General features: G+C 34.9%; 24 protein-coding genes and 1 other RNA gene. 12 read left to right on the top strand and 13 right to left on the bottom strand.

All coding sequences use genetic code 11. The features are described 5' to 3' along the window. Positions 1 to 16: 16 nt before the first annotated feature. Positions 17 to 496 (top strand): hypothetical protein, encoded by a 480-nt coding sequence (locus tag V8G61_RS09140; RefSeq protein WP_394875262.1) that lies wholly within the window; start codon positions 17 to 19, stop codon positions 494 to 496. Here V8G61_RS09140 and V8G61_RS09135 read toward each other — a convergent pair whose 3' ends face one another. After that, a complete protein-coding gene (locus V8G61_RS09135) occupies positions 497 to 1708 on the bottom strand; it encodes a peroxiredoxin family protein (RefSeq protein ID WP_394875261.1) in 1212 nt (403 codons plus the stop codon). 143 nt (positions 1709 to 1851) lie between these two features. Between V8G61_RS09135 and pheT the strand changes: the two genes are divergently transcribed. Next, positions 1852 to 4278, top strand: coding sequence for a phenylalanine--tRNA ligase subunit beta (gene pheT / locus V8G61_RS09130; protein ID WP_394875259.1), 2427 nt, complete (start codon positions 1852 to 1854; stop codon positions 4276 to 4278). Here pheT and V8G61_RS09125 read toward each other — a convergent pair. After that, complete coding sequence (locus V8G61_RS09125) at positions 4270 to 5499, bottom strand: hypothetical protein (protein ID WP_394875258.1); 1230 nt, start codon at positions 5497 to 5499, stop codon at positions 4270 to 4272. The genes pheT and V8G61_RS09125 overlap by 9 nt on opposite strands. Positions 5500 to 5581: 82 nt before the next feature. Here V8G61_RS09125 and V8G61_RS09120 point away from each other — a divergent pair, with 82 nt between their 5' ends. Continuing rightward, entirely contained in the window at positions 5582 to 5821 is a 240-nt protein-coding gene (locus tag V8G61_RS09120) for a putative signal transducing protein (protein WP_394875257.1), read from the top strand. On the opposite strand, the gene V8G61_RS09115 is transcribed toward V8G61_RS09120, so the two are convergent. Beyond that, complete coding sequence (locus V8G61_RS09115; RefSeq protein WP_394875256.1) at positions 5818 to 7443, bottom strand: ABC-F family ATP-binding cassette domain-containing protein; 1626 nt, start codon at positions 7441 to 7443, stop codon at positions 5818 to 5820. The genes V8G61_RS09120 and V8G61_RS09115 overlap by 4 nt on opposite strands. 183 nt (positions 7444 to 7626) lie before the next feature. On the opposite strand from V8G61_RS09115, the gene V8G61_RS09110 reads away from it, so the two are divergent. Beyond that, a complete protein-coding gene (locus tag V8G61_RS09110; protein ID WP_394875255.1) occupies positions 7627 to 9054 on the top strand; it encodes a TlpA family protein disulfide reductase in 1428 nt (475 codons plus the stop codon). A 2-nt stretch (positions 9055 to 9056) separates the two neighbouring features. Here the strand turns inward: V8G61_RS09110 and V8G61_RS09105 are convergent, their stop codons facing one another. Both V8G61_RS09105 and ffs read right to left on the bottom strand, forming a co-directional pair. After that, the gene (locus V8G61_RS09105) at positions 9057 to 9860 is read right to left on the bottom strand and encodes an SDR family oxidoreductase (protein ID WP_394875254.1); all 804 of its coding nucleotides are present in this window, start codon (positions 9858 to 9860) and stop codon (positions 9057 to 9059) included. Positions 9861 to 9916: 56 nt separating this feature from the next. Next, an RNA gene (ffs, locus tag V8G61_RS09100) (signal recognition particle sRNA small type) lies at positions 9917 to 10015 on the bottom strand. 86 nt (positions 10016 to 10101) lie between these two features. Between ffs and V8G61_RS09095 the strand changes: the two genes are divergently transcribed. From V8G61_RS09095 to V8G61_RS09080, 4 genes are all read left to right on the top strand, one after another. Then, the gene (locus V8G61_RS09095) at positions 10102 to 11139 is read left to right on the top strand and encodes a glutaminyl-peptide cyclotransferase (RefSeq protein WP_394875253.1); all 1038 of its coding nucleotides are present in this window, start codon (positions 10102 to 10104) and stop codon (positions 11137 to 11139) included. 99 nt (positions 11140 to 11238) lie between these two features. Continuing rightward, the gene (locus V8G61_RS09090; RefSeq protein ID WP_394875252.1) at positions 11239 to 11835 is read left to right on the top strand and encodes a hypothetical protein; all 597 of its coding nucleotides are present in this window, start codon (positions 11239 to 11241) and stop codon (positions 11833 to 11835) included. Positions 11836 to 12083: 248 nt separating this feature from the next. Beyond that, a complete protein-coding gene (locus V8G61_RS09085) occupies positions 12084 to 12590 on the top strand; it encodes a YybH family protein (RefSeq protein ID WP_394875251.1) in 507 nt (168 codons plus the stop codon). Between the two features lie 146 nt (positions 12591 to 12736). Then, entirely contained in the window at positions 12737 to 12943 is a 207-nt protein-coding gene (locus tag V8G61_RS09080; RefSeq protein ID WP_394875250.1) for a hypothetical protein, read from the top strand. Between the two features lie 57 nt (positions 12944 to 13000). On the opposite strand, the gene V8G61_RS09075 is transcribed toward V8G61_RS09080, so the two are convergent. Genes V8G61_RS09075 through V8G61_RS09055 form a run of 5 tightly spaced genes read right to left on the bottom strand, consistent with a single transcriptional unit; the run spans position 13001 to position 18127 of the window. Next, positions 13001 to 14182 (bottom strand): hypothetical protein, encoded by a 1182-nt coding sequence (locus V8G61_RS09075; protein ID WP_394875249.1) that lies wholly within the window; start codon positions 14180 to 14182, stop codon positions 13001 to 13003. A gap of 5 nt (positions 14183 to 14187) precedes the next feature. Beyond that, complete coding sequence (locus V8G61_RS09070; RefSeq protein ID WP_394875248.1) at positions 14188 to 14907, bottom strand: ABC transporter ATP-binding protein; 720 nt, start codon at positions 14905 to 14907, stop codon at positions 14188 to 14190. Positions 14908 to 14918: 11 nt separating this feature from the next. Then, complete coding sequence (locus V8G61_RS09065; RefSeq protein WP_394875247.1) at positions 14919 to 16130, bottom strand: ABC transporter permease; 1212 nt, start codon at positions 16128 to 16130, stop codon at positions 14919 to 14921. A gap of 1 nt (position 16131) precedes the next feature. Then, complete coding sequence (locus V8G61_RS09060) at positions 16132 to 17322, bottom strand: ABC transporter permease (protein WP_394875246.1); 1191 nt, start codon at positions 17320 to 17322, stop codon at positions 16132 to 16134. A 31-nt stretch (positions 17323 to 17353) separates the two neighbouring features. Then, positions 17354 to 18127: an outer membrane lipoprotein-sorting protein gene (locus tag V8G61_RS09055; protein ID WP_394875245.1), complete on the bottom strand. Its 774-nt coding sequence runs from the start codon at positions 18125 to 18127 to the stop codon at positions 17354 to 17356. Positions 18128 to 18318: 191 nt separating this feature from the next. On the opposite strand from V8G61_RS09055, the gene V8G61_RS09050 reads away from it, so the two are divergent. Further along, complete coding sequence (locus V8G61_RS09050; RefSeq protein ID WP_394875244.1) at positions 18319 to 18735, top strand: DoxX family protein; 417 nt, start codon at positions 18319 to 18321, stop codon at positions 18733 to 18735. A 131-nt stretch (positions 18736 to 18866) separates the two neighbouring features. Here the strand turns inward: V8G61_RS09050 and V8G61_RS09045 are convergent, their stop codons facing one another. Then, positions 18867 to 19139: a type II secretion system F family protein gene (locus V8G61_RS09045; protein ID WP_394875243.1), complete on the bottom strand. Its 273-nt coding sequence runs from the start codon at positions 19137 to 19139 to the stop codon at positions 18867 to 18869. Between the two features lie 62 nt (positions 19140 to 19201). On the opposite strand from V8G61_RS09045, the gene V8G61_RS09040 reads away from it, so the two are divergent. Beyond that, a complete protein-coding gene (locus V8G61_RS09040; protein WP_394875242.1) occupies positions 19202 to 20593 on the top strand; it encodes a sulfatase in 1392 nt (463 codons plus the stop codon). Positions 20594 to 20755: 162 nt separating this feature from the next. Here the strand turns inward: V8G61_RS09040 and V8G61_RS09035 are convergent, their stop codons facing one another. Continuing rightward, positions 20756 to 21118 carry a MerR family transcriptional regulator gene (locus tag V8G61_RS09035; RefSeq protein WP_394875241.1) on the bottom strand — a complete coding sequence of 121 codons (363 nt, stop codon included), beginning with the start codon at positions 21116 to 21118 and terminating at the stop codon, positions 20756 to 20758. 105 nt (positions 21119 to 21223) lie between these two features. On the opposite strand from V8G61_RS09035, the gene V8G61_RS09030 reads away from it, so the two are divergent. Together V8G61_RS09030 and V8G61_RS09025 are read left to right on the top strand one after the other, a co-directional pair. Next, positions 21224 to 21631 carry a hypothetical protein gene (locus V8G61_RS09030; protein ID WP_394875240.1) on the top strand — a complete coding sequence of 136 codons (408 nt, stop codon included), beginning with the start codon at positions 21224 to 21226 and terminating at the stop codon, positions 21629 to 21631. Further along, positions 21624 to 22106, top strand: coding sequence for a hypothetical protein (locus tag V8G61_RS09025; protein ID WP_394875239.1), 483 nt, complete (start codon positions 21624 to 21626; stop codon positions 22104 to 22106). Before V8G61_RS09030 ends, V8G61_RS09025 begins: the two co-directional genes overlap by 8 nt. 295 nt (positions 22107 to 22401) lie before the next feature. On the opposite strand, the gene V8G61_RS09020 is transcribed toward V8G61_RS09025, so the two are convergent. Next, complete coding sequence (locus V8G61_RS09020) at positions 22402 to 24270, bottom strand: sulfatase-like hydrolase/transferase (protein ID WP_394875238.1); 1869 nt, start codon at positions 24268 to 24270, stop codon at positions 22402 to 22404. Positions 24271 to 24617 lie beyond the last annotated feature (347 nt).

Genomic DNA, 24617 nt, shown 5'->3' with positions numbered 1-24617 from the left:
AAAACCGATCCATGCTATGAAGGCCGCTTCTATTCGAGATATTAAAAAAGAATTATCTTCTCACACAAATCAGGAGTTACAAGAGCTTTGCCTAAGATTGGGAAGATTTAAAAAAGAAAACAAAGAACTCCTCACCTATTTACTTTTTGACTCTTTTGATGAAGACTCTTATGTGGCTAGCATCAAAAATTATATGGATGAATCCTTTGAAACCATAAACACGGCAAGCTTTTTCTATATTAGAAAATCAGTCCGTAAAATTTTAAGAAACGTCAAAAAGTTTATTCGCTATTCTCCTAAAAAAGAAACCGAGGTGGAATTACTGCTTTATTTTTGCGAAAAATTACGTGATTTTAAGCCTTCAATAAAACGAAGTTCCCAGTTACGCAATTCATACAACCGCCAATTAGTATTGGCAAAAAAGGTATTACAAGATTTGCACGAAGATCTACAATTCGAATTCGAAGAAAAATTGGAAGACTTATCCCCACTTTAATCACTCGTTTAATAATTCGGTTACAAAATTATCTAAATCAGAGGTAAACTCCGCATATTTTTCGCCGGTTGCCGGCCCATTAAAACCAGTATGTATCTTTCGTACCACGCCGGTTTTATCGATGTAAATAAGCGTTGGATAGGATAATACGTGGTTCAACATGGGCAACTTGGCATTCGCCTCATTTTTACTGGAAGAACCATACTGCGCTAACAAAACAGGGTAATCAATTCCTGTATTTTCTTTAAGCCGTCTTATATTGGTAAAAGCCGCTTCTTCGGTTTTAGCATATTCAAAAGACAAAGCAATGATTTCAAGACCTTTTGACTTGTTTTCCTGATAATATTTTGCTAAAAAACGGCTTTCATCCAAACAATTTGGACACCACGTTCCCATAATTTGAACTAAAACGACTTTATCTTTAAATCGTGGATCATCTAAACTCAGTTCATTTCCTTCGCCATCAGGAAACGTAAAACTAATGGTTTTATTACCAGGTTTTAAGAAAGTAAGCGAATCAGCGTCCGGTAATTCAAAATCTTCATTTCGCCAAGCAACAAAATCTTCCTTCCAATGATTTCCAGAATAAAACGTTCCCTGAATACTATCATTTGTTACATTTCCGGTGAATAAAAAAACATGAGACCCATCAAAAGTGGACAATTTTAGTTGGTTACCATCCATCACCCCATCTAAAAACCGATAATCACCGGTAGTGGTTCGAAAGGTTCCGGAAACTTTGGCGCCATTCTGAGTAAAAATACCTTTTGCGTTAGACCCATTATCCTCGGATCTAGGTCCAAAAACAGTTTCCCAGTTTCCTGAAATATCAAATTCGGGTGATTCAACTACATGGAAACGAACAGAATCTGGTTCAGACTCAAATGGTATTGACCTCTTAAGACTCGGTGTTATTAAATTTCCTTTCATGATTTTATTCTCTAACTTAGCGGAAATAAAACCCTCAAAAACAGGTATTTGAATAAAAACAGAGTCGTTTTTATATTGAATATCGTTTACCTCCACCCTTTCGCTCGCATTTTTAATGGTAAGGCTTGTATCCGAAGTAACTTCGAAAATAAAAGGAATATCCTGACCATCCTGAGTTTTAAAAACACCTTTGTAAGTTCCCTGTATCAAAGTTTCAGGTTCAGTGTTTTTATTGCAATTCACAAAAAATAAAACGATAATAACTAGTACAATATACCTCATAAATACGCTTTTGATAATGAAAGTTCTAAATAACGACAATAGCTGCAGAATTAAAAAAGATTCCTCCTGTTTTTTATTTTAGCTTTATTTGAATGCTAACACCTTTATTTTATCTTTGCCGATAAATCCAAGGACTACGATTTATGAAGATTTCTTACAACTGGTTAAAACAGTTTTTAAAAACAGATTGGACCGCCGAACAAACCAGCGAATTATTAACTGATCTAGGTCTTGAAGTTGAAGGGCTAGATTTCTATCAGTCTGTTAAAGGCGGATTGGAAGGTGTTGTTGTTGGGCACGTTTTAACATGTGTAAAACATCCAAATGCTGATAAATTAAAATTAACCACTGTAGATATAGGTACTGGTACCTCGCTTCAAATTGTATGTGGAGCACCCAATGTAGCTGTCGGTCAGAAAGTACCAGTAGCAACTATAGGAACAACCTTATATTCCCCGGAAGGTGAGCCCTGGACCATTAAAAAAGGGAAAATTCGAGGTGAAGAAAGTCAGGGAATGATCTGTGCTGAAGACGAATTAGGCCTGGGCTCATCGCATGCGGGAATAATGGTTCTAGATAACGATCTTAAACCGGGAACACCATGTGCTGATATATTTAAAATTGAAAACGATCGGGTTTTCGAAATCGGATTAACACCAAACAGAGCGGATGCCATGAGTCATTATGGTGTTGCTCGTGATTTAAAAGCAGGTCTTCTACAAAAAGATATTAGCCTGGAACTTATTACGCCTTCAGTTAGTTCTTTTAGAATTGACAGTCGTATTTTAAAAATTGATGTTGAAGTTTTAAACAAGGAGCTTGCACCGCGTTATTGTGGGGTCACCATTTCTGGATTGAAAGTTAAGGAATCCCCGGAATGGCTTCAACACCGATTAAAAGCCATAGGATTAACGCCTATTAACAATGTGGTTGATGCTACAAACTATGTTTTACATGAGTTAGGTCAGCCCTTACACGCTTTTGATGCATCTAAAATTACAGGCAATTCCATTGAAGTAAAAACCTTGAAATCGGGTACTAAATTCACAACATTAGATGGTGTAGAGCGCGAATTACATGAAGATGATCTGATGATCTGCGATGCTGAAAAGCCTATGTGTATTGCAGGTGTGTTTGGTGGAGAAAATTCAGGAGTATCCGAAACAACGACCAGTATTTTCCTTGAAAGTGCTTATTTCAATCCTGTGAGTATTCGAAAAACGGCTAAACGCCATGGTTTAAATACCGATGCCTCTTTTCGATTTGAGCGTGGTATCGATCCGAATATTACAGAATATGCCTTAAAAAGAGCGACTCTGCTCATTCAGGAAGTCGCCGGAGGTGAAATTACCAGTGACATCGTTGATATTTATCCTAAAAAAATTGAAGATTTTGAAGTTCGTTTAAGCTTCGATAATGCCAAAAATTTAATTGGGGAAGAAATTCCTCGAGAAAGAATTAAACAAATTTTGACCTCACTTGAAATTAAGGTCAATAATGTTACCGAAACCGGCTTAGGGCTAACTGTTCCTGCGTATAGAAATGATGTTCAGCGTGAAGCTGATATTATAGAAGAAATTCTTCGGGTTTACGGTTATAACAATGTAGGGACTACAGAAAAACTGAATGCTTCTATATCAAGAACTTCCCGATTTGAGGATTATAAGATCCAAAATATTGTAGGGAACCAGCTTGTAGCTCAAGGTTTTTTTGAAATGCTTTCTAATTCTTTAACCACTCCGAATTATATTTCATTAAGTGAAGATCTAAAGGAGGAACATAACATTACGATGTTAAACCCTTTAAGTAATGATTTGTCGGTACTTCGCCAAAGCTTATTGTTTTCTGGTTTAGAAGCTGTAAGTTTTAATATAAACAGAAAACGAAACGATCTAAAACTCTTTGAATTTGGTAAAACCTATCACAATTTTAAAGACAGCCGTGAAGAGTTTAAACATTTGGCCTTGTTTGTAACAGGAGATCAACATCAAGAAACCTGGACAAATCCAAATAAAAAAAGTGATTTCTTCTACTTTAAAGGTATTATTACGAGTATACTGGAGCGTTTAGGTATTTCAAGATACAGAGAATATCCTGTTAGTGATGATGTGTTTAGTGAAGGTCTATCGCTGCAACTAGGAAAATCAAAACTCGTGGATTTTGGAATAGTGAAAAAAACAGTTTTAAAACATTTTGATATTACTCAAGAAGTATTGTATGCTAATGTTTACTGGGACGCCATTTTAGAAATCATTAAACGGAATAATATAACTTTCAAATCTATTGCTAAATACCCTGAAGTTCGTCGTGATTTCGCCTTATTAGTGGATGATAACGTAAGCTTTGAATCCATATACAGTATTACGCAACAAACCGAAAAGAAGTTGTTGAAAGCTGTTAATCTTTTTGATGTTTATCAAGGTAAGAATTTGCCTGAAGGCAAGAAAAGCTACGCGGTGAGTTTTACCTTCCAGGACGAAAATAAAACTTTGACCGACAAGCAAATAGATAAGATCATGTCGAAATTACAAACCAGTTTTGAAGAACAATTGGGTGCTGAATTACGTTAAGATTCGCTTGGCTAAATAATACTTCATGATTGAATGAAGTAAAATCATTTCTAAGGAAATAAACAAATAGAGATTGAAGAGTCCTATCTCGGGACCGATCGTTACCCTGTAAATGTTAAAGGACAGTACTGAATTAATCAGAGACAAAATTACAAACAAAAAAATCGGTTTCAATTTTGAGAAGATTTCCAAATAGTTTTGTTTTTGCAACACTATTGACAATTCTTTTTCTAAAGCTACACCCAAAATAGGCCATAAGAAAAATAAAGGTAAAACCAAAAGCCTAAGCTCTCTAACCCTTGTTAGTAAAAGTACAACAACGGTATTTAGACAAAAACTTAATAAAAACGCTTTACTAAATTTCTGCATTTTTGCATCGTAATAATCGGATCCTAGAGCTAATATCAAAAGATAAACGGGAATCAAATAAATAATAAGGAAAGAACCTATGGTTTCAATGATAACCTCGCTCGTACTAAAATTAAAACCGATTCTTGAAAACCTTAAAATAAAATACTCTTTTGACGATTCAGCACGCGAAGAATCATAAAAAAAAGTGTACAGATATAGCCCATAGACTAATACTGGTAGTAAAAGTGCCAGCGAGTTTTTAATTATTTTTAAATATGAAATTTCACTTTTCCACCTATTTTGATTGTCATAAACAAAATAATAAAACAAACCAGGAAGAAGAATTATGGCTGTTTCTCGAACTAGGAGTGTTAAAGAAAAAGTAAATACAAATGCCCAGATTTTTCTTTTAAAGAATAATATCAAACTTAGAAAAATGAAGCTATACTGAATAGGTTCATCGTAAGTATATACCGGTGGGAAAAATGCAAAAATATTAGAAAAACAGAAAAAATAAATCAATAAACTAAATAATGAGGCACTTCTGTTCTTAGTTATTAGACTTGAAAGTTGATAAACTCCTAAGCCACTAAGAAAAAGAAATGAAAAGTTTACAAAGACAAAGGACCACCCTAAATCCAAATTTAAAAATTCAGAAATAGTCTCAATTAAACCTGTTGTTATTTTTCTTCTACTAAAAACAGGATGCTCTGCGTGTAAAATTATGGTTTCGCTTAAGGCAGTGTTAGAAACCGAATGCTCACCTCCATTTATCATTGTGGTAAATCCAGAATACAAATGCAACAAGAAAGATATCAGGGTTAAAACTGCACTGAGAAAAACAAATTGAAATTTTCCTATTAAATTCATATTGAATACGAACTTAATTATTTTTTAATAAACTTTTATCTTTTATTTCGTATCTTATATGAACTTATAAAAACCTGAAATTATGTCCCATCACGATTACATAAAAATTTATACCGGCGAATTTATAACAGTACAACGTATTGCGGAGGCCTTAGAAAAGGAGAATATTTCTCCTGTTCTAAAAGACCGTACCGGTAGTGGTTTAACACCGCTTTTTGGAGCTTCTAATCCTTCGGTTCAGGAAATTCATGTTCACCAAGACGAACTGGATGTGGCGGTTAAAATTGTTGAAAGTTTTACTAGCGAATTACAAAATGATTAAGCTTCAACAGCGTACATTTTTTCGCGGATTTCCTTAATGTTTTTATCTTGCATATACTCCTCGAAAGTGGTATAGCGATCAATAATGCCGCCAGGGGTCAATTCAACAACTCTGTTCGCTACCGTTTGAGCAAATTCATGATCATGTGTGGTAAATAACACTGTTCCCTTAAAATTTTTCAATGAATTGTTGAAGGCCGTAATGCTCTCCAAATCTAAGTGGTTTGTTGGTTCATCTAGCATCAATACGTTTGCACGCTGCATCATCATTCTACTCAACATACAACGTACTTTTTCACCTCCAGAAAGCACATTTGATTTTTTCAAAGCTTCATCACCACTGAAAATCATTTTTCCTAGGAAACCGCGAATGTAAACCTCTTCACGCTCCTCCTCTGTTTTTGCCCATTGGCGCAACCAATCTACAAGGGATAAATTGTTATTAAAGTATTCACTGTTATCCAAAGGTAAATAAGCCTGCGTGGTGGTTATACCCCACTGGAATTTTCCGGCATCAGCCTTTTCTTTATCATTAATAATTTGGTAAAAAGCGGTAGTAGCTCTCGAATCCTTTGAAAATACTACAACTTTATCGCCTTTGGCTAGATTGAGATCGATGTTCTTAAATAAAAGTTCACCGTCAAGGGAAGCTTGTAATCCTTCGATATTTAAAATTTGATCACCGGCTTCACGATCGCGCTCAAAAATAATGGCCGGATAACGACGACTTGTTTTTCTGATATCTGAAATATTAAGCTTTTCAATCATCTTTTTTCTACTGGTAGCTTGTTTGCTCTTGGCCACGTTAGCAGAAAAACGACGAATAAATTCTTCCAACTCCTTTTTCTTCTCTTCAGCTTTTTTATTCTGTTGTGCGTGCTGTCTTGCGGCTAACTGAGACGACTCATACCAAAATGTATAATTTCCAGAATAATGATTGATTTTTCCAAAATCGATATCCGAAATATGCGTACAAACCGCATCTAAAAAGTGACGGTCGTGAGAAACCACGATCACACAATTATCATAATTAGCCAAAAAGTTTTCCAACCATGATATTGTTTCGTAATCCAGATCGTTGGTAGGCTCATCCATGATAAGTACGTCAGGATTTCCAAATAAGGCCTGGGCTAAAAGCACGCGTACTTTTTGTTTCCCATCTAAATCACCCATCAAACTGTAGTGTAAATCTTCCTTTATGCCAAGGTTCGACAGTAAAGCAGCAGCATCACTATCGGCATTCCACCCATTCATTTCTTCAAAAGAAACCTGCAATTCCCCAATTTTATCGGCATTTTCGTCGGAATAGTCAGCATACAAAGCATCAATTTGGGTTTTAAGATCATATAAAGGCTTATTTCCCATCAATACCGTTTCAAGAACCGTATTCTCGTCATACAAGTTGTGGTTTTGTTCTAATACAGACATACGTTTTCCGGACTCTAAGGATACATGACCTGAAGTCGGGTCCATTTTACCAGAAATAATTTTTAAAAAAGTAGATTTTCCAGAACCGTTAGCGCCAATAATACCATAGCAATTCCCGGTATTGAAGGTGGTGTTTACATCGTCAAAAAGAACGCGCTTTCCGAATTGAACTGATAAATTAGATACTGTTAACATAGCCGTATTTTAATATTTCGGCAAAAGTAGAAAATTGAATTGTTACACCGAAACTTAAATGCTTATTTTTAAATCGCAGAACCTTGTAAAATACAATGTTATGTAAATATTAACAACGCCTTAACAGGACTTTATTAGAACAACATTTATTTTTGTTATCGATAAATATATTAAGTAGGATTTATGAGGTTATATATTTTGATGGGTTCTATTTTAATGTCCATCCTGTTTTTAGGATGCAATAAAACAAATGAAACCAACAAGACACATGCATTTATTGGGGGAGAAATTATAAATCCCCAAAGCAACTATATTATTTTAACGAAAGATGAAACCACGATTGATACCATTAAGTTGGATGGTCGAAACCGTTTCACTTATAAGTTAGATCATGTAGAAGAAGGACTATATTCCTTTCATCACGGTGGCGAACTTCAAATGATGATGCTGGAACCTTTGGATAGTTTGCTTATTCGGTTAAATACCCTTGAATTTGATGAGTCCCTGGTGTTTTCAGGTGAAGGATCCAAACGCAATAATTTTTTAATTAACGATTTTTTAGAAAACGAAAAGACTAAGCAACGTTTATACGGTTCTTGTCAATTATCCCCTGAAGACTACTTAAAACATATTGATTCTGTTAAAACCGCGAAGTTAGAAAAGCTTGATAACTTCGAAAAAAAACATGGAGCTTCGCAAACGTTCAAGGATTTTGTAAAAACAAATGCAGAGTATAGCTACTACTCTAGTAAGGAGATATATCCATTTTTACATCGTGGAAAAAACAAAAAAGAAATTTTGGCGTCCTTACCCAATAATTATTTTGATTACAGAAAAAAAATTGATTATAACGACGAGGCATTAAAAGACCACTTTCTTTACAAATCCTTTCTTCGTTATAGTTTTAATACAGCTGCACTTCAAGAACATTTGAGTCATTCCGATCAAGACATTTTCGGGCGTACCTCATTATGTTATAATATGGATAAATTAAAACTGATCGACAGCTTAGTGAGTAATCCCAAAATGAAGGACGACCTTTTGTATTATTTCACCATAAATTACCTTACTAAAAGTCAAGATATCGAAAACAACGAGAAAATCCTGAATTATTTCTTGGCTCACAGCCAAAATGAGAACAATAACGATAGGCTTAAGCGCTTTAATACTTCGGTTCAAAATTTAAAAGTAGGTAGTGATTTCCCAAATATTGATTTGGTGAATTATAATAATGATCATGTTAAAATAAATGATGTTATAAACCAACCAACCGTTATTTCATTCTGGTCTAACAACTACTATAATCATTTCAGAGAAAGTCATTTTAAAATAAAAGAACTTAAACAAAAGTATCCTGAAGTTCATTTTATTATGATCAATATAGACGGGCTTGTTGATACCGGTAGATCAAAATTAGCACTTAGTAAAAATCGTTTTGGATATAAAAATGAATATCATTTAAAATATCCCAAAACATCAGCAGAAACTCTTGCTGTCTATCCTATGACCAAATCATTTTTGGTTAATCCTAATGATAAAATTGTAAATAATAATACGAATATTTTTTCAGTGCGCTTCGAAGATGAATTATTAGGCTTGATTAATCAATGATCTTAAAGTTTATAATGTTTCATCAACATTTTTTCATAAGCCTTATCGGGTAAAATTCGCTTTAATACTATCGAGAACTTCTGAAGAAAATCACCTACTTTGTAATGCACTTTAGGGCGTTTCGTCTGTATTATTTTAAAGACTGCTACAGCCATTTCCTCCGGATTACTGCCGCTGTTCACATGAGCATCCATTAATTCTAAAGTATTCTTGTAAGGGGTCTTATAGGGAGAACCTTCCACTATTGGAGCATGGTAACGACCAGATGCAATATTAGTAGCAAAATCACCCGGAGCTACATTGGTCATGTGAATATTGAAATCCTTTATCTCCATCCGTAAGGCTTCGGTAACTAACTCCAAGGCTCCTTTGCTCGCACTGTAAATTCCGCGATACGGAAGCCCCATATAACCAGCAATGGACGTCACATTAATAATCAAACCCGATCCTTGTTCCCGCATTTTCGGCAGTACTGCTTTGATCATGTTAATCGGACCAAAAAAATTAGTTTCAAAGTTGTTCTTAATTTCTTTCTCAGGTATCTCTTCTATAGGTCCCGTAATACCAATTCCCGCATTATTAATTAACACATCTATCCTGTTTTCAATAGAAACAACACGATTTACCGCTCTCTGAATACTAGAGACATTGGTAACGTCGAGGTTTAAAATTGGAAAATTACTGTCGGTATATTTCTCAGGAGTACGACTAGTACCGTAAACTATAAAATCCTTGCTTTTTAAGTACTCACCAATAGATTTTCCGATGCCCGAAGACCCACCGGTAATTAAAACAACTTTACCCATGTGCTATTTATTTAACTTTAAAGATAGAAAGATTTATGAAACTGAAGAGCATAAAAAAAGGGCAAGCTACCTACATCACACCGCTACGACCATCTACCTTTGCTTCGTTCCCGACCTGGAGGATTCGACAGGAGCTGGTTGTGCAGGACTTGCCCGTGCAAAGATACATACTTTTAAAATTTTCACAATGATTTTTTAAACTGATTTTAAATAAATACCTTGCTTTAAAATTGAAAATAAAATGATATTATTTAAGTCCCTACCAATCATATTTTTAGGTGTGTTTTTTATTGGATGCGGCTCGAATTCAGGTTCCGGTAAAGTTGATTTCAGCATTAATACAAATGCTACAAAAGGTAGTATTAGTAATGATAAAACGCTTAATCTTAGCTTAGAGAACAAAAAACAGCATACTATAGATTCTGTGGTTTATACCCTGGAAGGTAAGAAGATAGGTGCTAAAGCAGATCTGAAAGATTTTAAGCTTGGAAAACACTTTATTGAGGCCACAGTCTATTTTAATGGTGGAAAACAAGTTGCAAAAACAGCTATAGAGATTTTAAATAGTGACCTACCAAAAATATATACGTTTAAAGTTATTCATGAATATCCGCATGATATAAGCTCCTACACCCAAGGTCTGGAATTCTATAATGATACACTTTACGAAAGCACCGGGCAATTTAAAGAATCGAAATTGCGACAAGTGGACTATAAAACCGGTAAGGTTTTAAAAAACATCGATCTACCTAATGCGTTTTTTGGTGAAGGTCTAACTGTTCTTAATAATAAGATCTATCAGCTTACTTGGCGGGCTGGTAGAGGTTTTGTTTATGATCTAAGCAGTTTTAAAAAACTGAAAAGTTTTGAATACAATAAGAGTAAGGAAGGCTGGGGTTTATGCAACGATGGTAAAACCATCTACAAAAGTGATGGCACAGAAAATATCTGGCTGTTAGATCCTGAGACCCTTAATGAAGAAAGTTATATACAAGTCTACACTAATAAAGGTAAGATTATCGAGATAAACGAAATGGAGTGGATAAACGGTAAGATCTATGCTAACCGTTATCAAAAGAATGGGGTTGCTATAATTAATCCTAAAAATGGTGCTGTCACTGGTGTTATTGACTTTACACCGCTTAAAAATAAGGTCACACAGCATGCTGAATTGGACGTATTAAATGGTATCGCTTACAATCCAAGAACAAAAACGATCTTTGTAACAGGAAAACATTGGGATAAACTCTTTGAAGTGGAGATCGTAGAAAAAGAGTAGATTATAATTTTTAATTATAATAACCTATCTCTCCGGGTATTTAAGTGATTTATTTACTAAATTAGTGTAAACTACACAACGAACCAAACACAAGACGTTATGAGTACCGCACTAAAAGAGCAGCCCGACAGAAATAAGACCAGACTTCTTTTAAAACTTTTTTCACCTATAATTGCAGTGATCATCTTAATAGCCACTGATGCCAATTTCTATGTATATCCCATTATATTTAGCCTCGTTATAAGCTTAACAAACCTGGAACATTTAAAACCAAAAATAATAATAGGTATCACCCTTAGCATAGTATTTTCTTATGTTTCCTTCTTTATAGGTATTTTAGGAGCTAATGTGTTTGATAAGGTTATAGAGATTCTTAGTCTTCAAAAAGAATTCAAAGTTGGAATATGGTTAACTGTTGATTTGGTATATACCTTATCAACCTTTATTCTATCGCCTTTAGCCGTGTTTTTTCTTTTTAAATTTATTTTCGAATTCCCAAAAACCAAAATCACACGTTGGACACAATACATCGCCATCATTATACTTATTATGAATAGTGTGATTCCTGAGTCAGCCTTTGGTTTATTTAATGTGTTCAATTTTTGGCAAATTATTATGATATTGAGTTTGCAGATTATCATGAACCAAAGGGCTTTAGTTTTTCCGGAAGGAAATCAGGTAAAATCTTCAGTCTAAATTCTAAGGCCATAATAGTTCAACATGTAACTGAATTCTATAACACATTGATTTATAGTTATTCTAATCCATTAATAAAACTTCGATTTATCGTTAAATAAAGTTATCTTTAAATAATTGAAAGCTTTGCATTGTATTGAAAACGTTGAGATTTCAAACCCCAATACCTTGATTATAACTTCTGAACCATAGTGATTTTGGGGAAGCCGAAAACCACAAAGAGTAGGCAATCACTAATACAAGCTAACATGAAATTTCTAATTAAATCACGTACTTTTTTTTCTATTCTCCTCATCCTCATAATATTTTGGAGCTGTAAACAGGAAGACAAAAGTCCTGAAACTATATTAATGCCTAAACCAGCAACCGTTGAAGAGCTTGGACAAATGAACCGGGATTTTGCTAAAGCCTTAATTGCTCATGATGCCGCTGCTGCAGCTATGGTTTATGATGAGAATGCCTCACTCCTACCACCAAATGAGAATATTGTAACAGGAAGGGAAAACATACAAACATATTGGCAAGGAGCTATTGATGCCGGTATTATTGACGCCCGTGTAAAAACAATAGATGCCAAAAGTGATGGTGATCTAGGTTACGAAATTGGCACCTTTGAACTACGCTTTTTGGGTCCGGATAATGATACCATTGTAGACACTGGAAAATATACAGAAATATTACAACGAAATAAGGAAGGCAAATGGGTTTCTTTATACGGTATGTGGAGTAACAATGCTCCTGCTGAAGCGGAATAATTATTACCAGTAACCTAGTTATTTACAATAATAATTTAAATCCTGCTAATTTTGTTGTCTAGTTAAATTCTGATTACATTTATTTAAATTTTTAATTTCTATCTATTTCCTAGAAGAAAATAGAAGTCAATTTAAACGAAAGTATAATGTCGGATACCAGACAATCTGTTTTAGCAGGATTAATTTCAGGATTGGTTTATTCCTTGATTATGGCCGGGTTTGATTACTATGAGGACCAACAATTCTCCTTAAAAAATTTCGTTGTAAACTTTATGATTATTGGTCTTTTTATAGGATTTTATACAACCTACAAACTAAGAAAACAGGCGAAAACAAAGGATAAGAACGGATAACAAGATTTCCTACTTTCCATTGTCATAAAGTGTATTAAAACTTAAAAACTGAAATATTCAAAAACTCCACTTTGTCCTAAGGAAAATATTATGTGAAAGTCCGTTAAATGTATTTTGAAACTCTGCGAAAAATGATTGCATTACAAAATCCAGGTCTAAATTGGTCGCTATATTGTAACTCAAACCGGGAAGTACCAGAAACAGATTTGTGCCTGGAGAATAAATAGTCGTTAACCCTGTTGTAAATAATGGCGTAAATTGTTTTCGGACGGTCAACGTGGCATTCCATTTTGTTGGCATTAAATTTTTTGGAGATAATTCAAAGGAAATAGTCTCCCAGTTATCCTGAGGTTTAGAAACACCATAACTGTTAAACAATAGCCCGCCTCCTAAATACCAACTATTTTCTAAAAGATAATCGGCCTCCAAAGTAATGTTTAATAGATCATCCTTTTCCTTATGAGAAAAAAAGTATTGACATTCCCCTTTAAACCCAATGTTTTCAATACGCCCAGACCAACCACCGCCTAAGGTCACAGTATCGTTAAATTGGCCAGCAATGAATTGAAAATCATAATACTGTTTGTTGAAAAAATATTTAAGAGCTATAACCTGCTGTTTCATTCCTTCAGAAGTAGCTATAGCTAATTCAATATTCGACATACCTCCAAATTTATACGTGAATTTTACGGCATCACGACCCGGTCGTTCTTCATAATCAAAATCCAAAAAGTTATAAGTATTGAATATATCATTCGGATTCCAAAGCGTCCCTATACCCCAGTTTATGCGTTGACGCCCCAAACGAGTTTCAAAATGTTTCAGACTAAATTGAAGCCATATTCTATCAATATTGGTATGCATTAAAAGATCAGGCCGTTTCAGATACGATACAGACAGATCAAAAAAATCACTGGGGTTTTCTAACTGTTGTGAGAAATTTGAGTTCAGTCGCACTGCTTCACCCCAAAAAATACGATTCCGAAACTCGGCAGCTGCACTAAAAGCTGAGCCATAATTATATCTTAAATTTATACGGTTATGAATTAAATTTTGATCCAAGGTTTGCTCGCTATTTCTAATGAAACTCAGGCGTTGTAAATCTTTTATATAACCGTTAATTTTTAGTTCTCGCCTTCCAGTATTTAAACTATCATAAGGTTGGGAATACATCATTAAACACAGGAACATCAGGTTGATTAAAACTAAGATTCTTATGACCAACGTTAAAGTTTTCATAGCGACTAAATAACAGGCATACTCTGATTTTGTTTTACACTATTACTAACATCCGAACTTACACTGCCATCTACCAAGGTAATTACTCTTCTAGCCCTATCAATAACCCGCTGGTCGTGCGTTGAAAATATAAAGGTCATGCCTTCGTCCTGATTTAGTTTCGCCATAATATCCAATAATTTTGATGCCGATTTCGTGTCTAAATTGGCAGTAGGCTCATCAGCCAAAACAAATTTAGGTTTTGAGGCCAAGGCCCGCGCCACGGCTATGCGCTGTTGTTGACCGCCAGACAATTGCGCAGGTCTCACATTTAGTTTATCAATCAGGTCAATTTCCTGAAAAAGCGTATTAACACGTTTTTCTATCACAGACTTCTTCCAACCTTGTAAATGCATGATAAGCTCTACATTCTCCTTAGCGGTTAAAACAGGTATCAGATTAAAAGATTGAAAAACAAAGCCAATATTATGTAGTCGAAATTCAATCAGTTTATTGGGTGATAACTTGGTAATATCAATATCGTTTATGATAATATTACCATGATCCGGTTTGTCCAAACCTCCCAAAAGATTCAGTAAAGTTGTTTTTCCAGATCCTGAAGGCCCTACCAAGGCCACGAATTCTCCTTTTTCCAAATGAAGATGAACATTTCTCACGGCATGCACTGGGATAGTATCCGGGTTAAAGGTTTTACTAATTTTATGAGCATCAATTACAGTTTTCATATTATTGAATTTTAGCGCCTTAAGGCCTCGGCAGGTTGAAGTTTTATGGCTTTTAGGGAAGGAAATAAAGCTGATAATAAAGCTGTTAAAACAACTATTAACATTACTCTGGGAAGGCTTTCCAAAGGAAATTCAGGATAAATCATGGAACTAAATCCAAATCCAGACATCGCAGCACCGGAGAACGACGAAATATCAATACCAACATGACCGAAATAATTAGAAGTGATCCATGATAAAAAAAGGCCTAAGGGAACACCTACAAGAGTTAATAATATGGTTTCTGTTAAAATCAAAGAAAACACTCGCTTTCGATTCATACCTAAAGCCGTAAGCATGCCAATTTCGCGTGTGCGCTCAAGTACAGACATTAACATGGTATTGATGATTCCAAAAGCGAGCGCAAACATAATAATAACAATAAATACCATGGAAAACTCATCAACATACCCCACCATAAGATTTGTTTCAGGACTGGTTTCTTTCCAGGTCTCTACCAAAAGATCAGGAAATAAATTTTGAATATAAGTTTGGGCGATTTGAAGGTCTTCATCGCGTTTTAATATGATAGCAACTTCATGACTTTTTTGTTCTGAACCGAGATAATTATTTAGAACATGTTTTAAAATATATACGTTCAACTCATCGAACGGAGTATTATCCGATTGGTAAATACCCCTTACTCGAAATGCTCCGGCGGTTAACTCGTTTTCCTTATCAGCTAAGGTCAAAACTAGCTTACCACCAAGTTTTAATTTCATTTTATCCGCAAGTTTTTTACCTATCAAGACGTCATTTTTATTTTCAGCCCTTAATGCTTCACCCTCTATAATCTTATCTTTAAGACGTGATACCTGATTTTCACTCCTTGTAGTAATACCATTGATTTTAACATCAGCACTTCCGGTCGTTGTGGAAAGCATGCCATAAGTGATACTGCGCACTGTGATATATCTAATTACCTCGAATGAGTCCAGTTTTCCCAAAATAGGATTTGGATTGAAACCAAAATTGGGGTCGTAATCCGATTTAAATTTTGCATTATGAATTTGTAAATGCCCCACTTCCGTATCGATCACAGTTCTTACCCTTGAATTCATTATACCCTCGTACAGCCCCAAAACGAAAATTCCGGCAAAAAGCCCAACAGCCACCGAAACCATAATGATCAGGCTTCGCGTTCTATTTCTCCAGATATTTCTCCAGGCTAATGATAGTTTCATATTACATTTTTTTCATGGATTCAACAGGTCGTAATCGGATTACCTTGATAATGGGGTAAAGCGATAAAATAAGTCCTAAGGTCAATACAATTAATCCTTGTTCTATAAACACACTACTATCTGTAGAGGTTGGGAAAATAGGCTCAAACCCAAATTCCTGATACGTCTTTGCAAATTCCCCGGTAAATCTGATTGGATGTACTTTTAAGTACCACACAATCGGAACACTGATACCTATACCAAGAAGGCATCCGGTTATTACAGTGAATGATGACTCCAGAATAAGAAGGTAGATCAACTTAATCTTTTTCATTCCGATAGCTACGAGCATACCAAATTCATATTTTCGTTCTACCATCATCATGAGTAAGGTTCCAAAAATCCCAAAACACACCAGTATATACAACAGCATGAAAATGATATACATACTGCCTTTATCAGTTTTTATATGCTGACTCACCTCCGGCATCATTTCTTCCCAGGTCATGACCTCATAATTCGCATCAAGTAAATGGGCTAAAGACAAAGCTGTAGCATTCATCGCCCTAGTATCCTTCAAATGGATTACATATGAGGTAAGCTTATTGGGTGCTCCAAACATCTCTTGTGTCACAGGAAGGTTTAAATAGAGGGTTTGTTTATTCAATTCCGGAGAGCCGAATTCAAGAACCCCTTTTATTCGGAATTTACCACTGGCCAATGCGCCGTGGTAGCCCTGCCCCAAAAGGATGATAGTATCATTTAGCCCAACACGTAACCTTTCAGCAAGTCCCTTACTCATTAAAATATCCGTATCATAATCTCCAAGGTAGTCACCGTCAATGATCTTACTTTTTAATTGGGTAATAACATCTTCTTTTGAAGGTACTATACCAACTATCAGACATCCTTTCGTGATCGAATCTGTAGCAACGAGCACAAAAGATTCGAAGCGAGGTGTTATACTACCAATATTTTCAACTGATAGAATCTTATCCTGAAGTAATGTCTTATCATCAAAAACATTATCCAGGATTTGTTCTTCCCAATAACCATTTTTATGCACCTGAACATAGCCATTATAAAAACTCACCACATTTTTAATAAGATTATCAAAAACCCCAACTTGCAAACTACTTGTAAGAACCGCTAAAAGCACAGCAAAAAACACTGCAGACATTGTTATTGCCGTACGATAGTGATTGCGCCACATATTTTTCCATGCCATTTTAAATAACCACATACTAATTCAGATGTTTCATTTGGTTCAATGTGAAAAAGCCATTATTAATGGTTCTGTTAAAAATGACCCTTTTGTAAATAATCTCTGTTTTCTGGTTTTTCTTATCCATAGGAATCATCTCAAAGTGGGTCGGAATTAATCTGCCATCCATTTCCTTGATATCATAAGCGTTCATAATGTTAACCACCCTGCCGTCCTCATCATAAAATTTAGTATACAACTCTAGAAAATCCTTTTTATCAATACAAACAACAAGTTTACTCCAAACTACAGCGGTTTCAGGTTTAGGTATCATTTGAATTATAAAACAAGGTTTATTTTGGATGATGGTATCTCCGATGATGGTATGCTCGTAATCTTCGACTACAGAAGATTCTTTTACAAGATCATCGTTAGTAAAGTCGGTTCCCATCCAGGATTGACTCATCATAGAGGGAGGTAATTTAATAACACGTTCAATGGCAGGTATCCAATTCCAAACTTCTTTGCCACGCTTTAGAAACACTATTCCCTTATCTTTTGCAGGAGATTGTATAAGGATTAAGGCGAACTCTGAACCCTTCATCCATGTTTTTACAGCCATCTCACGAGACCATGTTGCTCTTGAGGTAATCATGAGTAATTCCGCCTGAGAGTTCTCACCGCGCATATTGTCATCCGCTTTCTTAACAATATCAGCTGCGTTCTGTGCCACAACATCGCATGTGAACAAAAAAATCACTAAAACCGCACCAATAGATTTAATCTCTGCGAAGACCTTTTGAAAGACTTTCATAACAAATTGAAATACAATTTAAACAAGAACTAAGGTATTTGTTTCAAGGTGAAGCCGAAATGATATTGGTCAACTAAAAAGACCTTTAACACTCAGTGAGATGAGCTGTTTAAGAATATTTTGTACCTTGTTATACAGTTTAAAAAACCTGCTTGAATATTAAATTTCATCCTAAGTCAAAGAATTTCCATATGAAAAAATTAATCCAAACATATTATAGCGAAACATTGGTTAACCTGGTATCACTTTTTTTAAGAATCGGTGTAGGTGCCATGATGCTTACCCATGGATATCCCAAATTTGAAAGGCTATTCGGTGAAACCATAAGTTTCCCAGAAGTTTTAGGGATGAGCGCTTCAGTTTCATTGTTTCTCGCCGTATTTTCTGAATTCTTTTGTTCCATTTTACTGATTCTTGGCTTATTCACAAGATTGGCAAGTATTCCTTTAATCATAACCATGCTTATTGCGGTTTTTTTAATTCATGGCGATGATCCGTTTTCAAGGCAGGAATTAGGCCTACATTATATCATAGCTTATGTTTCCATTTTAATACTGGGAAGCGGAAAGTATAGTTTGGATTATTATATCATGAAGAGAAATTCCTGAAAGTACTCTTAACACTATTTTCCAATACAATATCTATTAATCCCAGTAAACACACTAGGTTTTCAGAGATTGAGACGTACTTAAGGTGTACAAATTCAGTTATTTGGATTAGTTCCAAGAAAACATAAAATTTATCCCAAAACACTGCTTAACTTAAACATTGGTAAGTACATGGCCACTAGAATCACGCCAACTAGAACACCTACAACTAAAATAATAATAGGTTCCATAATCGTGGATAACATTTTTGATTTTTGTTGAACCTCAGTATTGTATTGTTGATTAAGTCTTTCAAAAATAAATTCGTTTTGATTGGTTTCCTCGGCCACCTTAACTAATGCAATCATCTTTGCATCGAAAAGCTTATGTTTGCTTAAACTTTGACTTAACGATTGGCCTTTCAATATGTGACCCGTCCTGAATAAAGGCTACATAATTTTAAACATTATTTATAAAAATTACTAATATGAGATTTACAATAATTATTACAATGGCTTTAGTTATTTCATTTAGTTGCCATAGCAACAATGCCACAGATGAAATTAAACCCAACATTGTCATAATAAATATTGACGATATGGGCTGGAAAGATGCAGGTTTTATGGGGAGTGATTATTATGAGACTCCCAATATTGATAAATTATCAGCCTCTGGAATGGTATTTACTGATGGATATGCAGCCTCAGCGAATTGTGCGCCTAGTAGAGCATGTTTAATGACTGGTAAATGGACCCCTCGGCATGGAATTTATACAGTTGGTTCTTCTGAAAGGGGTGCTTCAAAACACCGAAAACTGATTCCTATCGAAAACACTAAGACATTAGATAAAAAGCATAAAATTATTCCTGAGGTATTAAAATTAAATGGTTATACAACTTGCCATGCAGGTAAATGGCATTTAAGCGATAATCCATTAGAATATGGTTTTGATAAAAATATAGGTGGTGGACATAATGGACATCCTAAAAGCTATTACCCACCATATAAAAATGTAAATATTAAAGGAGGTGATGATGATTACTTGACCGATCTGATAATGGAAAAAACCATCGCATTTGTTGATACCGTTTCGTCTCCATTCTTTCTCTATTATTCTCCTTATGCTGTACATACTCCGATTAATCCAGTAATTAGTTTATTTGAAAAATATAATCAAAAACCAGGATCAAATGGTCAGAATAATGCGAAATATGCTACTATGGTAGAAAACCTTGATAGAAATATTGGATTATTAATTAAAAAATTGAGGAATAAAGGAATACTTGATAATACATTAATAGTTTTTACCTCTGATAATGGGGGATTATATGGTATAACCAAACAACCTCCCTTGAGAGCTGGTAAAGGAAGCTATTATGAAGGCGGTATTCGAGAACCATTTTTCTTTGTATATAAGGACAAAATTAAGTCGCATTCAAAAATCAGTATCTCGATAACTAATTTAGACATATTTCCAACAATTTTACACTATGCAGGAATCAATGATAATCAATTTGAATTTGATGGCATTAACCTCTCTTCAATTTTAGAAGGAAAAACAGAAAAATTAGATCGCCCCTTATATTGGCATTTCCCAATTTATTTACAAGCATATAATGTAAATAATAATGAAAATCGTGATTCTTTATTTAGAACGCGCCCAGGTTCTGTAATAAGATATGGGGAATGGAAGCTACATTATTATTTTGAAAATGATGAAGTTGAACTTTATAACTTGGCACAAGACATTGGAGAAAGAAATAATCTTGCAATAAAAGAACCTGAGAAAAAGGAAGAAATGATGGATTACCTAAAAAAATGGTGGAATGAAACAAAAGCCCCAATTCCCAGAAAGTTAAACCCTGAATATGAGGATTGAAATATGAAAATACGATTGTAGAACAAAAAATATAGCAAAAAGCGGTGAAGTGCATTATTGGAGCAGTTTTAGCCTGTTTTGGCTTTATCTCGATTTGATAGTAAACAACACTCAATCCCCTTCATACCGAATTGCAAGACGCTAGCGGTCAGATAAAACCGATCAACATTTACCGTCTTTTACATCTTGAATGCCTTCGATAAGCATTTTTTTAACACGCTTGAATTGTTTGATTTTAGAGTCAATTTCAATGATTTTAACTTGCAAAGCTTCAATTTTCTTTTCTTCTGATAATTGATTGTTAAACCAGTCTTCCAATAAATTCTTTATTTCCGATAAGGTAAAGCCAATTTCCTTCCCCTCCTTAATTAATTGAATCTTTTCAATCAGACTTTCATCGTATTGTTTGTAATTATTTGTCTTTACTGTTTTATCATTTTCACCCTTAAACAATCCATAATTTTCATAGTACCGCAGAGTATGAATTGATACACCTGTCCTTTTCGCTAATTCACTTATTAACATTACCAAATTATTTGTTAAAAAAAAATATAAAGTATAGACCATACTCTATACTTGTAGGTTTCAAATTTAAGACAGATATTTGGATTCTCAACAAAAAATATTCGTATGAACAGATTAACAGACTTAAAATTTTTATTTACAGCTGTTGCCATATTGGAGTTTTTCTACTTTGCAGCGGCTATGCTACCACCTTCATTAATTCCATTAGCCACAGGTTGGAATTTATCTCCAGACGGACATTGGATTGCCAAATTAATCGGATTGTCTCTTGGAACAATGGGTTATATGGCTTGGATTTTCAGAAAAAAGCCTCATTTAGGCGTTGCAAAAGGACTTGCGTTTTACCAAATGGCGAGTGCAACTATGGATTGGGTTATGTGGTTGATAATGAAAGATGAAGGTGTTTTCAATAACTTATTGGCTGAAACAACAGTAATTGCGGCAATTGTTTCTCATTACTTTTTCGGTATTCTTCTTATTATCGCCATTAATAAAGCAAAAACGGATGGATAGTATCGTAACTTACTTCAATGGTGAAAAATTTCAATGCACGATTGGTGCAATTGCTTCGATGATATTAATTGCTTCATCAATCTTTTTTCTGTTTCAGCAAAAGGCCTTTCTAAAGGGGATGGCTTATGCTACCATTCCACTATCAATTCTGCTTTTGGTCATTTGTGTTGGCGTGATTTTGAGAGCTTCAACAGATATTGAACGAGTTACCACTTTTTATAGAAATACACCTCAAAATATCCAGGTTGAAGAAATACCAAGAATGGAGAAAGTAATGAAGAGCTTCAACATTATAAGAAAAGTTGAAATAGTGTTTTTTATAATTGGCTTGGCTTTGACTATTATCTTTTGGCGTAATGAACTTATTAAAGGTCTTGCAGTCGGGCTAATAATAATGAGCGTTTCTATTTACACTTTTGACTTTATAGCAGAATCAAGGGGGGAAGCTTATATTCAATTCTTAAAATCCTTGTAAATTAGGAGTGAAAAGAAGAAACCCGAACTGCTAACTATGTATATAAAAAACAGGCGAGATACTGCTAAATTCAAAGCTTTTGGCTCCTATCAAACTATGTGTTTATGCGAAAGTTTGGTGCTTCGAAGTCACCTATTTTTTATATACTAACCGTTGTAACACCTTAAACCAAAAATGTGTGTAAAGAATGAATCACAAAATTATTATTTGATTAATAATAACTTTAATATATCCAATTTTTTTAAGCCTATTAAAATTGAAAAACGACATGATATTTTCACTAATTGAAAAGAAATCATGCACCTTCTACTTCTTTAATAAAGTCTCGGGCTGATCTTAGGTCATAGGATCTATCCTTCGGGCTTTTCCCTTTTAAAAGTCCCTTTACTGAATCCAGAGCGGATTTAGCATCTTTTCCATACAAACGTAGAACATTCAGTGCTTCAACCCTAACCATTATGTGATCACTACTTAGAGATTTTTCCAGTGTCTTCAATCCCATTTCTATTTCTCCTAAATAATATAGAGCTTCAGAAGCAGCAATTCGAACACTTGGCGATTCATCTTTTAAAAGTTTTAAAATCTCCCTTTTCGCTGGTAATGACTTGCCTTTTAAAATGATACAACCGGTAACTGCCCAATAGCGAACTACTGCTTCTTTGTTACGCATCTTATTCATTAAGACCCTTAAATTTTCCAGATCGCCGGTTCTAGCCAAGATTGCCGTATTGATAATATGTTTCATCGGTAAGGATTTTTTCTGCATCATGTCGTAAATCGTGCTATTCTCCTGTTGAGCTCGAGCTACCAATTCAGCTTCCGGAAAAAACCCGGTATCTCTGGTTTCTAAACAAAAGTTATTTGTTACCTTTCGCATGCGTTCCAAAACCTTTTTATACTTGGGATCTTTGGCCAGATTAATAACATTATCAGGATCATTAATTACATCATATAGCTCTTCTGGTGGTTTCGGTTTCCAAAATTCTAATTGCGTATCATTACAATTTCCAGTCTCACATGCTTTTTGCCAGGAGGCCATAGAGGGAGCCCGCCATAAGTATTCCAGATATTGCCCATATATTTTATGCGGCATAAAATTGCTGATGTAGCGATAACGCTTATCTCTGGTACTACGCATCATATCAATAGTTTCGTCCATCCGTCCTCTGACTCCAAAGGTATAGGTCTTTGGTTTTTGATTTTGAAATCCTAAAAAAGCCTTTCCCTGCATGTATTCCGGAACTTTTACTCCGGCCAAACTAAGAACTGTTGGACCAAAATCAACAAAGGAAACTAATCTATCTGTACGTGAGCCGGGTAAATCTGGAGCTAAATATTGGTACTTTTTTGGAAATCTAATGATCAAAGGCACTCTCAAGCCCGATTCGTAAACAAACCTTTTGCTGCGTCCCAAAACGCCTCCGTGATCGCTATAATAAAACACAATAGTATTATCGGCAAGTCCTTCCGTTTTAAGCTCTTCTAAAATTCTACCTACATGGGTATCCATCATAGTAACATTATCATAATACTGAGCCCAATCCTGTTTCATTTCCATGGTACTAGGATGATATGCGGGAAGAGGTACTTTTTCAGGATCGTGAATTAAGGTGTCCACTGATGTGTGAATCTTGCCTTCATGAGTTTCTCCTAAATTAAAGACTGCAAAAAAAGGCTGACCTTCTTTTCTATCCTTATAAGTCGCTTTATCGCTTGATTCATCCCAGGCTTCTTTCATTAAATTCTCAGAATAAGCAATATTATAATCTGTTTTTGCATTGTTTGTGGTGTAATACCCGGCAGCTCTTAAATACTTAGGGAACATCTCAATAAAATCAGGGATTTCATAGGTACTTCGCATGTTTAACGTCCCTGTTGTAGTGGGATACATTCCTGTGATCAACGCTGAGCGCGCAGGCGCGCAAACAGGTGCAGTAGCAAAGGCATTTTCGTATAAAACGCCTTCTTTAGCCATTTGATCAAGAACTGGAGTTGTCGCAAAGCCATCCCCATAACAACCTAACAAAGGACTATTATCTTCACTAACAATCCATAAAATATTTGGTGGTGGAATATTAGGGTCAGGTTTCTGGCCAAAGGTGAAATGTGTTGCTATCACCAGTAAACTTGTGGTAAGGATTACATGATTGAGTTTTAATATCATAACTTATTATCAAAGATTTAATTTAAATTAATACTTTATTAACTTTTTATAGAGTATAACAACCATCCCTTTTATTCCCAGTTTCCATTTTAAACGCCTTTCTATTCCAGCCTTCTTGATTGGGAATTAAGATTCAGCATGGTGGGAAAATAATTAACTGGTCCATTATTTAGAAAAAAACGCTTTGAGCCTTTAAGGTTATGTGCATTAAATGATTGTTTGTACCATGCCCAATTTACATAATAGAAAATCAGCATCCTGATTATTTCAATCTCCACAAAGTTTTTTAGTTGTGCCATATCAAAATTATACTCTAACAGACCCATTTTATATTCAACCTTTTTATT

It is taken from the genome of Gaetbulibacter sp. M240 (assembly GCF_043876815.1).
In the GTDB taxonomy this organism is placed as follows: domain Bacteria; phylum Bacteroidota; class Bacteroidia; order Flavobacteriales; family Flavobacteriaceae; genus Gaetbulibacter_A.
This window is presented reverse-complemented; position numbering and strand designations above follow the sequence as displayed.

Bases quoted from the DNA above. Each gene is read 5' to 3' on its own strand.
- V8G61_RS09140 (WP_394875262.1), top strand. From the start codon at position 17: ATGAAGGCCGCTTCTATTCGAGATATTAAAAAAGAATTATCTTCTCAC.
- V8G61_RS09135 (WP_394875261.1), bottom strand. From the start codon at position 1,708: ATGAGGTATATTGTACTAGTTATTATCGTTTTATTTTTTGTGAATTGC.
- pheT (WP_394875259.1), top strand. From the start codon at position 1,852: ATGAAGATTTCTTACAACTGGTTAAAACAGTTTTTAAAAACAGATTGG.
- V8G61_RS09125 (WP_394875258.1), bottom strand. From the start codon at position 5,499: ATGAATTTAATAGGAAAATTTCAATTTGTTTTTCTCAGTGCAGTTTTA.
- V8G61_RS09120 (WP_394875257.1), top strand. From the start codon at position 5,582: ATGTCCCATCACGATTACATAAAAATTTATACCGGCGAATTTATAACA.
- V8G61_RS09115 (WP_394875256.1), bottom strand. From the start codon at position 7,443: ATGTTAACAGTATCTAATTTATCAGTTCAATTCGGAAAGCGCGTTCTT.
- V8G61_RS09110 (WP_394875255.1), top strand. From the start codon at position 7,627: ATGAGGTTATATATTTTGATGGGTTCTATTTTAATGTCCATCCTGTTT.
- V8G61_RS09105 (WP_394875254.1), bottom strand. From the start codon at position 9,860: ATGGGTAAAGTTGTTTTAATTACCGGTGGGTCTTCGGGCATCGGAAAA.
- V8G61_RS09095 (WP_394875253.1), top strand. From the start codon at position 10,102: ATGATATTATTTAAGTCCCTACCAATCATATTTTTAGGTGTGTTTTTT.
- V8G61_RS09090 (WP_394875252.1), top strand. From the start codon at position 11,239: ATGAGTACCGCACTAAAAGAGCAGCCCGACAGAAATAAGACCAGACTT.
- V8G61_RS09085 (WP_394875251.1), top strand. From the start codon at position 12,084: ATGAAATTTCTAATTAAATCACGTACTTTTTTTTCTATTCTCCTCATC.
- V8G61_RS09080 (WP_394875250.1), top strand. From the start codon at position 12,737: ATGTCGGATACCAGACAATCTGTTTTAGCAGGATTAATTTCAGGATTG.
- V8G61_RS09075 (WP_394875249.1), bottom strand. From the start codon at position 14,182: ATGAAAACTTTAACGTTGGTCATAAGAATCTTAGTTTTAATCAACCTG.
- V8G61_RS09070 (WP_394875248.1), bottom strand. From the start codon at position 14,907: ATGAAAACTGTAATTGATGCTCATAAAATTAGTAAAACCTTTAACCCG.
- V8G61_RS09065 (WP_394875247.1), bottom strand. From the start codon at position 16,130: ATGAAACTATCATTAGCCTGGAGAAATATCTGGAGAAATAGAACGCGA.
- V8G61_RS09060 (WP_394875246.1), bottom strand. From the start codon at position 17,322: ATGTGGCGCAATCACTATCGTACGGCAATAACAATGTCTGCAGTGTTT.
- V8G61_RS09055 (WP_394875245.1), bottom strand. From the start codon at position 18,127: ATGAAAGTCTTTCAAAAGGTCTTCGCAGAGATTAAATCTATTGGTGCG.
- V8G61_RS09050 (WP_394875244.1), top strand. From the start codon at position 18,319: ATGAAAAAATTAATCCAAACATATTATAGCGAAACATTGGTTAACCTG.
- V8G61_RS09040 (WP_394875242.1), top strand. From the start codon at position 19,202: ATGAGATTTACAATAATTATTACAATGGCTTTAGTTATTTCATTTAGT.
- V8G61_RS09035 (WP_394875241.1), bottom strand. From the start codon at position 21,118: ATGTTAATAAGTGAATTAGCGAAAAGGACAGGTGTATCAATTCATACT.
- V8G61_RS09030 (WP_394875240.1), top strand. From the start codon at position 21,224: ATGAACAGATTAACAGACTTAAAATTTTTATTTACAGCTGTTGCCATA.
- V8G61_RS09025 (WP_394875239.1), top strand. From the start codon at position 21,624: ATGGATAGTATCGTAACTTACTTCAATGGTGAAAAATTTCAATGCACG.
- V8G61_RS09020 (WP_394875238.1), bottom strand. From the start codon at position 24,270: ATGATATTAAAACTCAATCATGTAATCCTTACCACAAGTTTACTGGTG.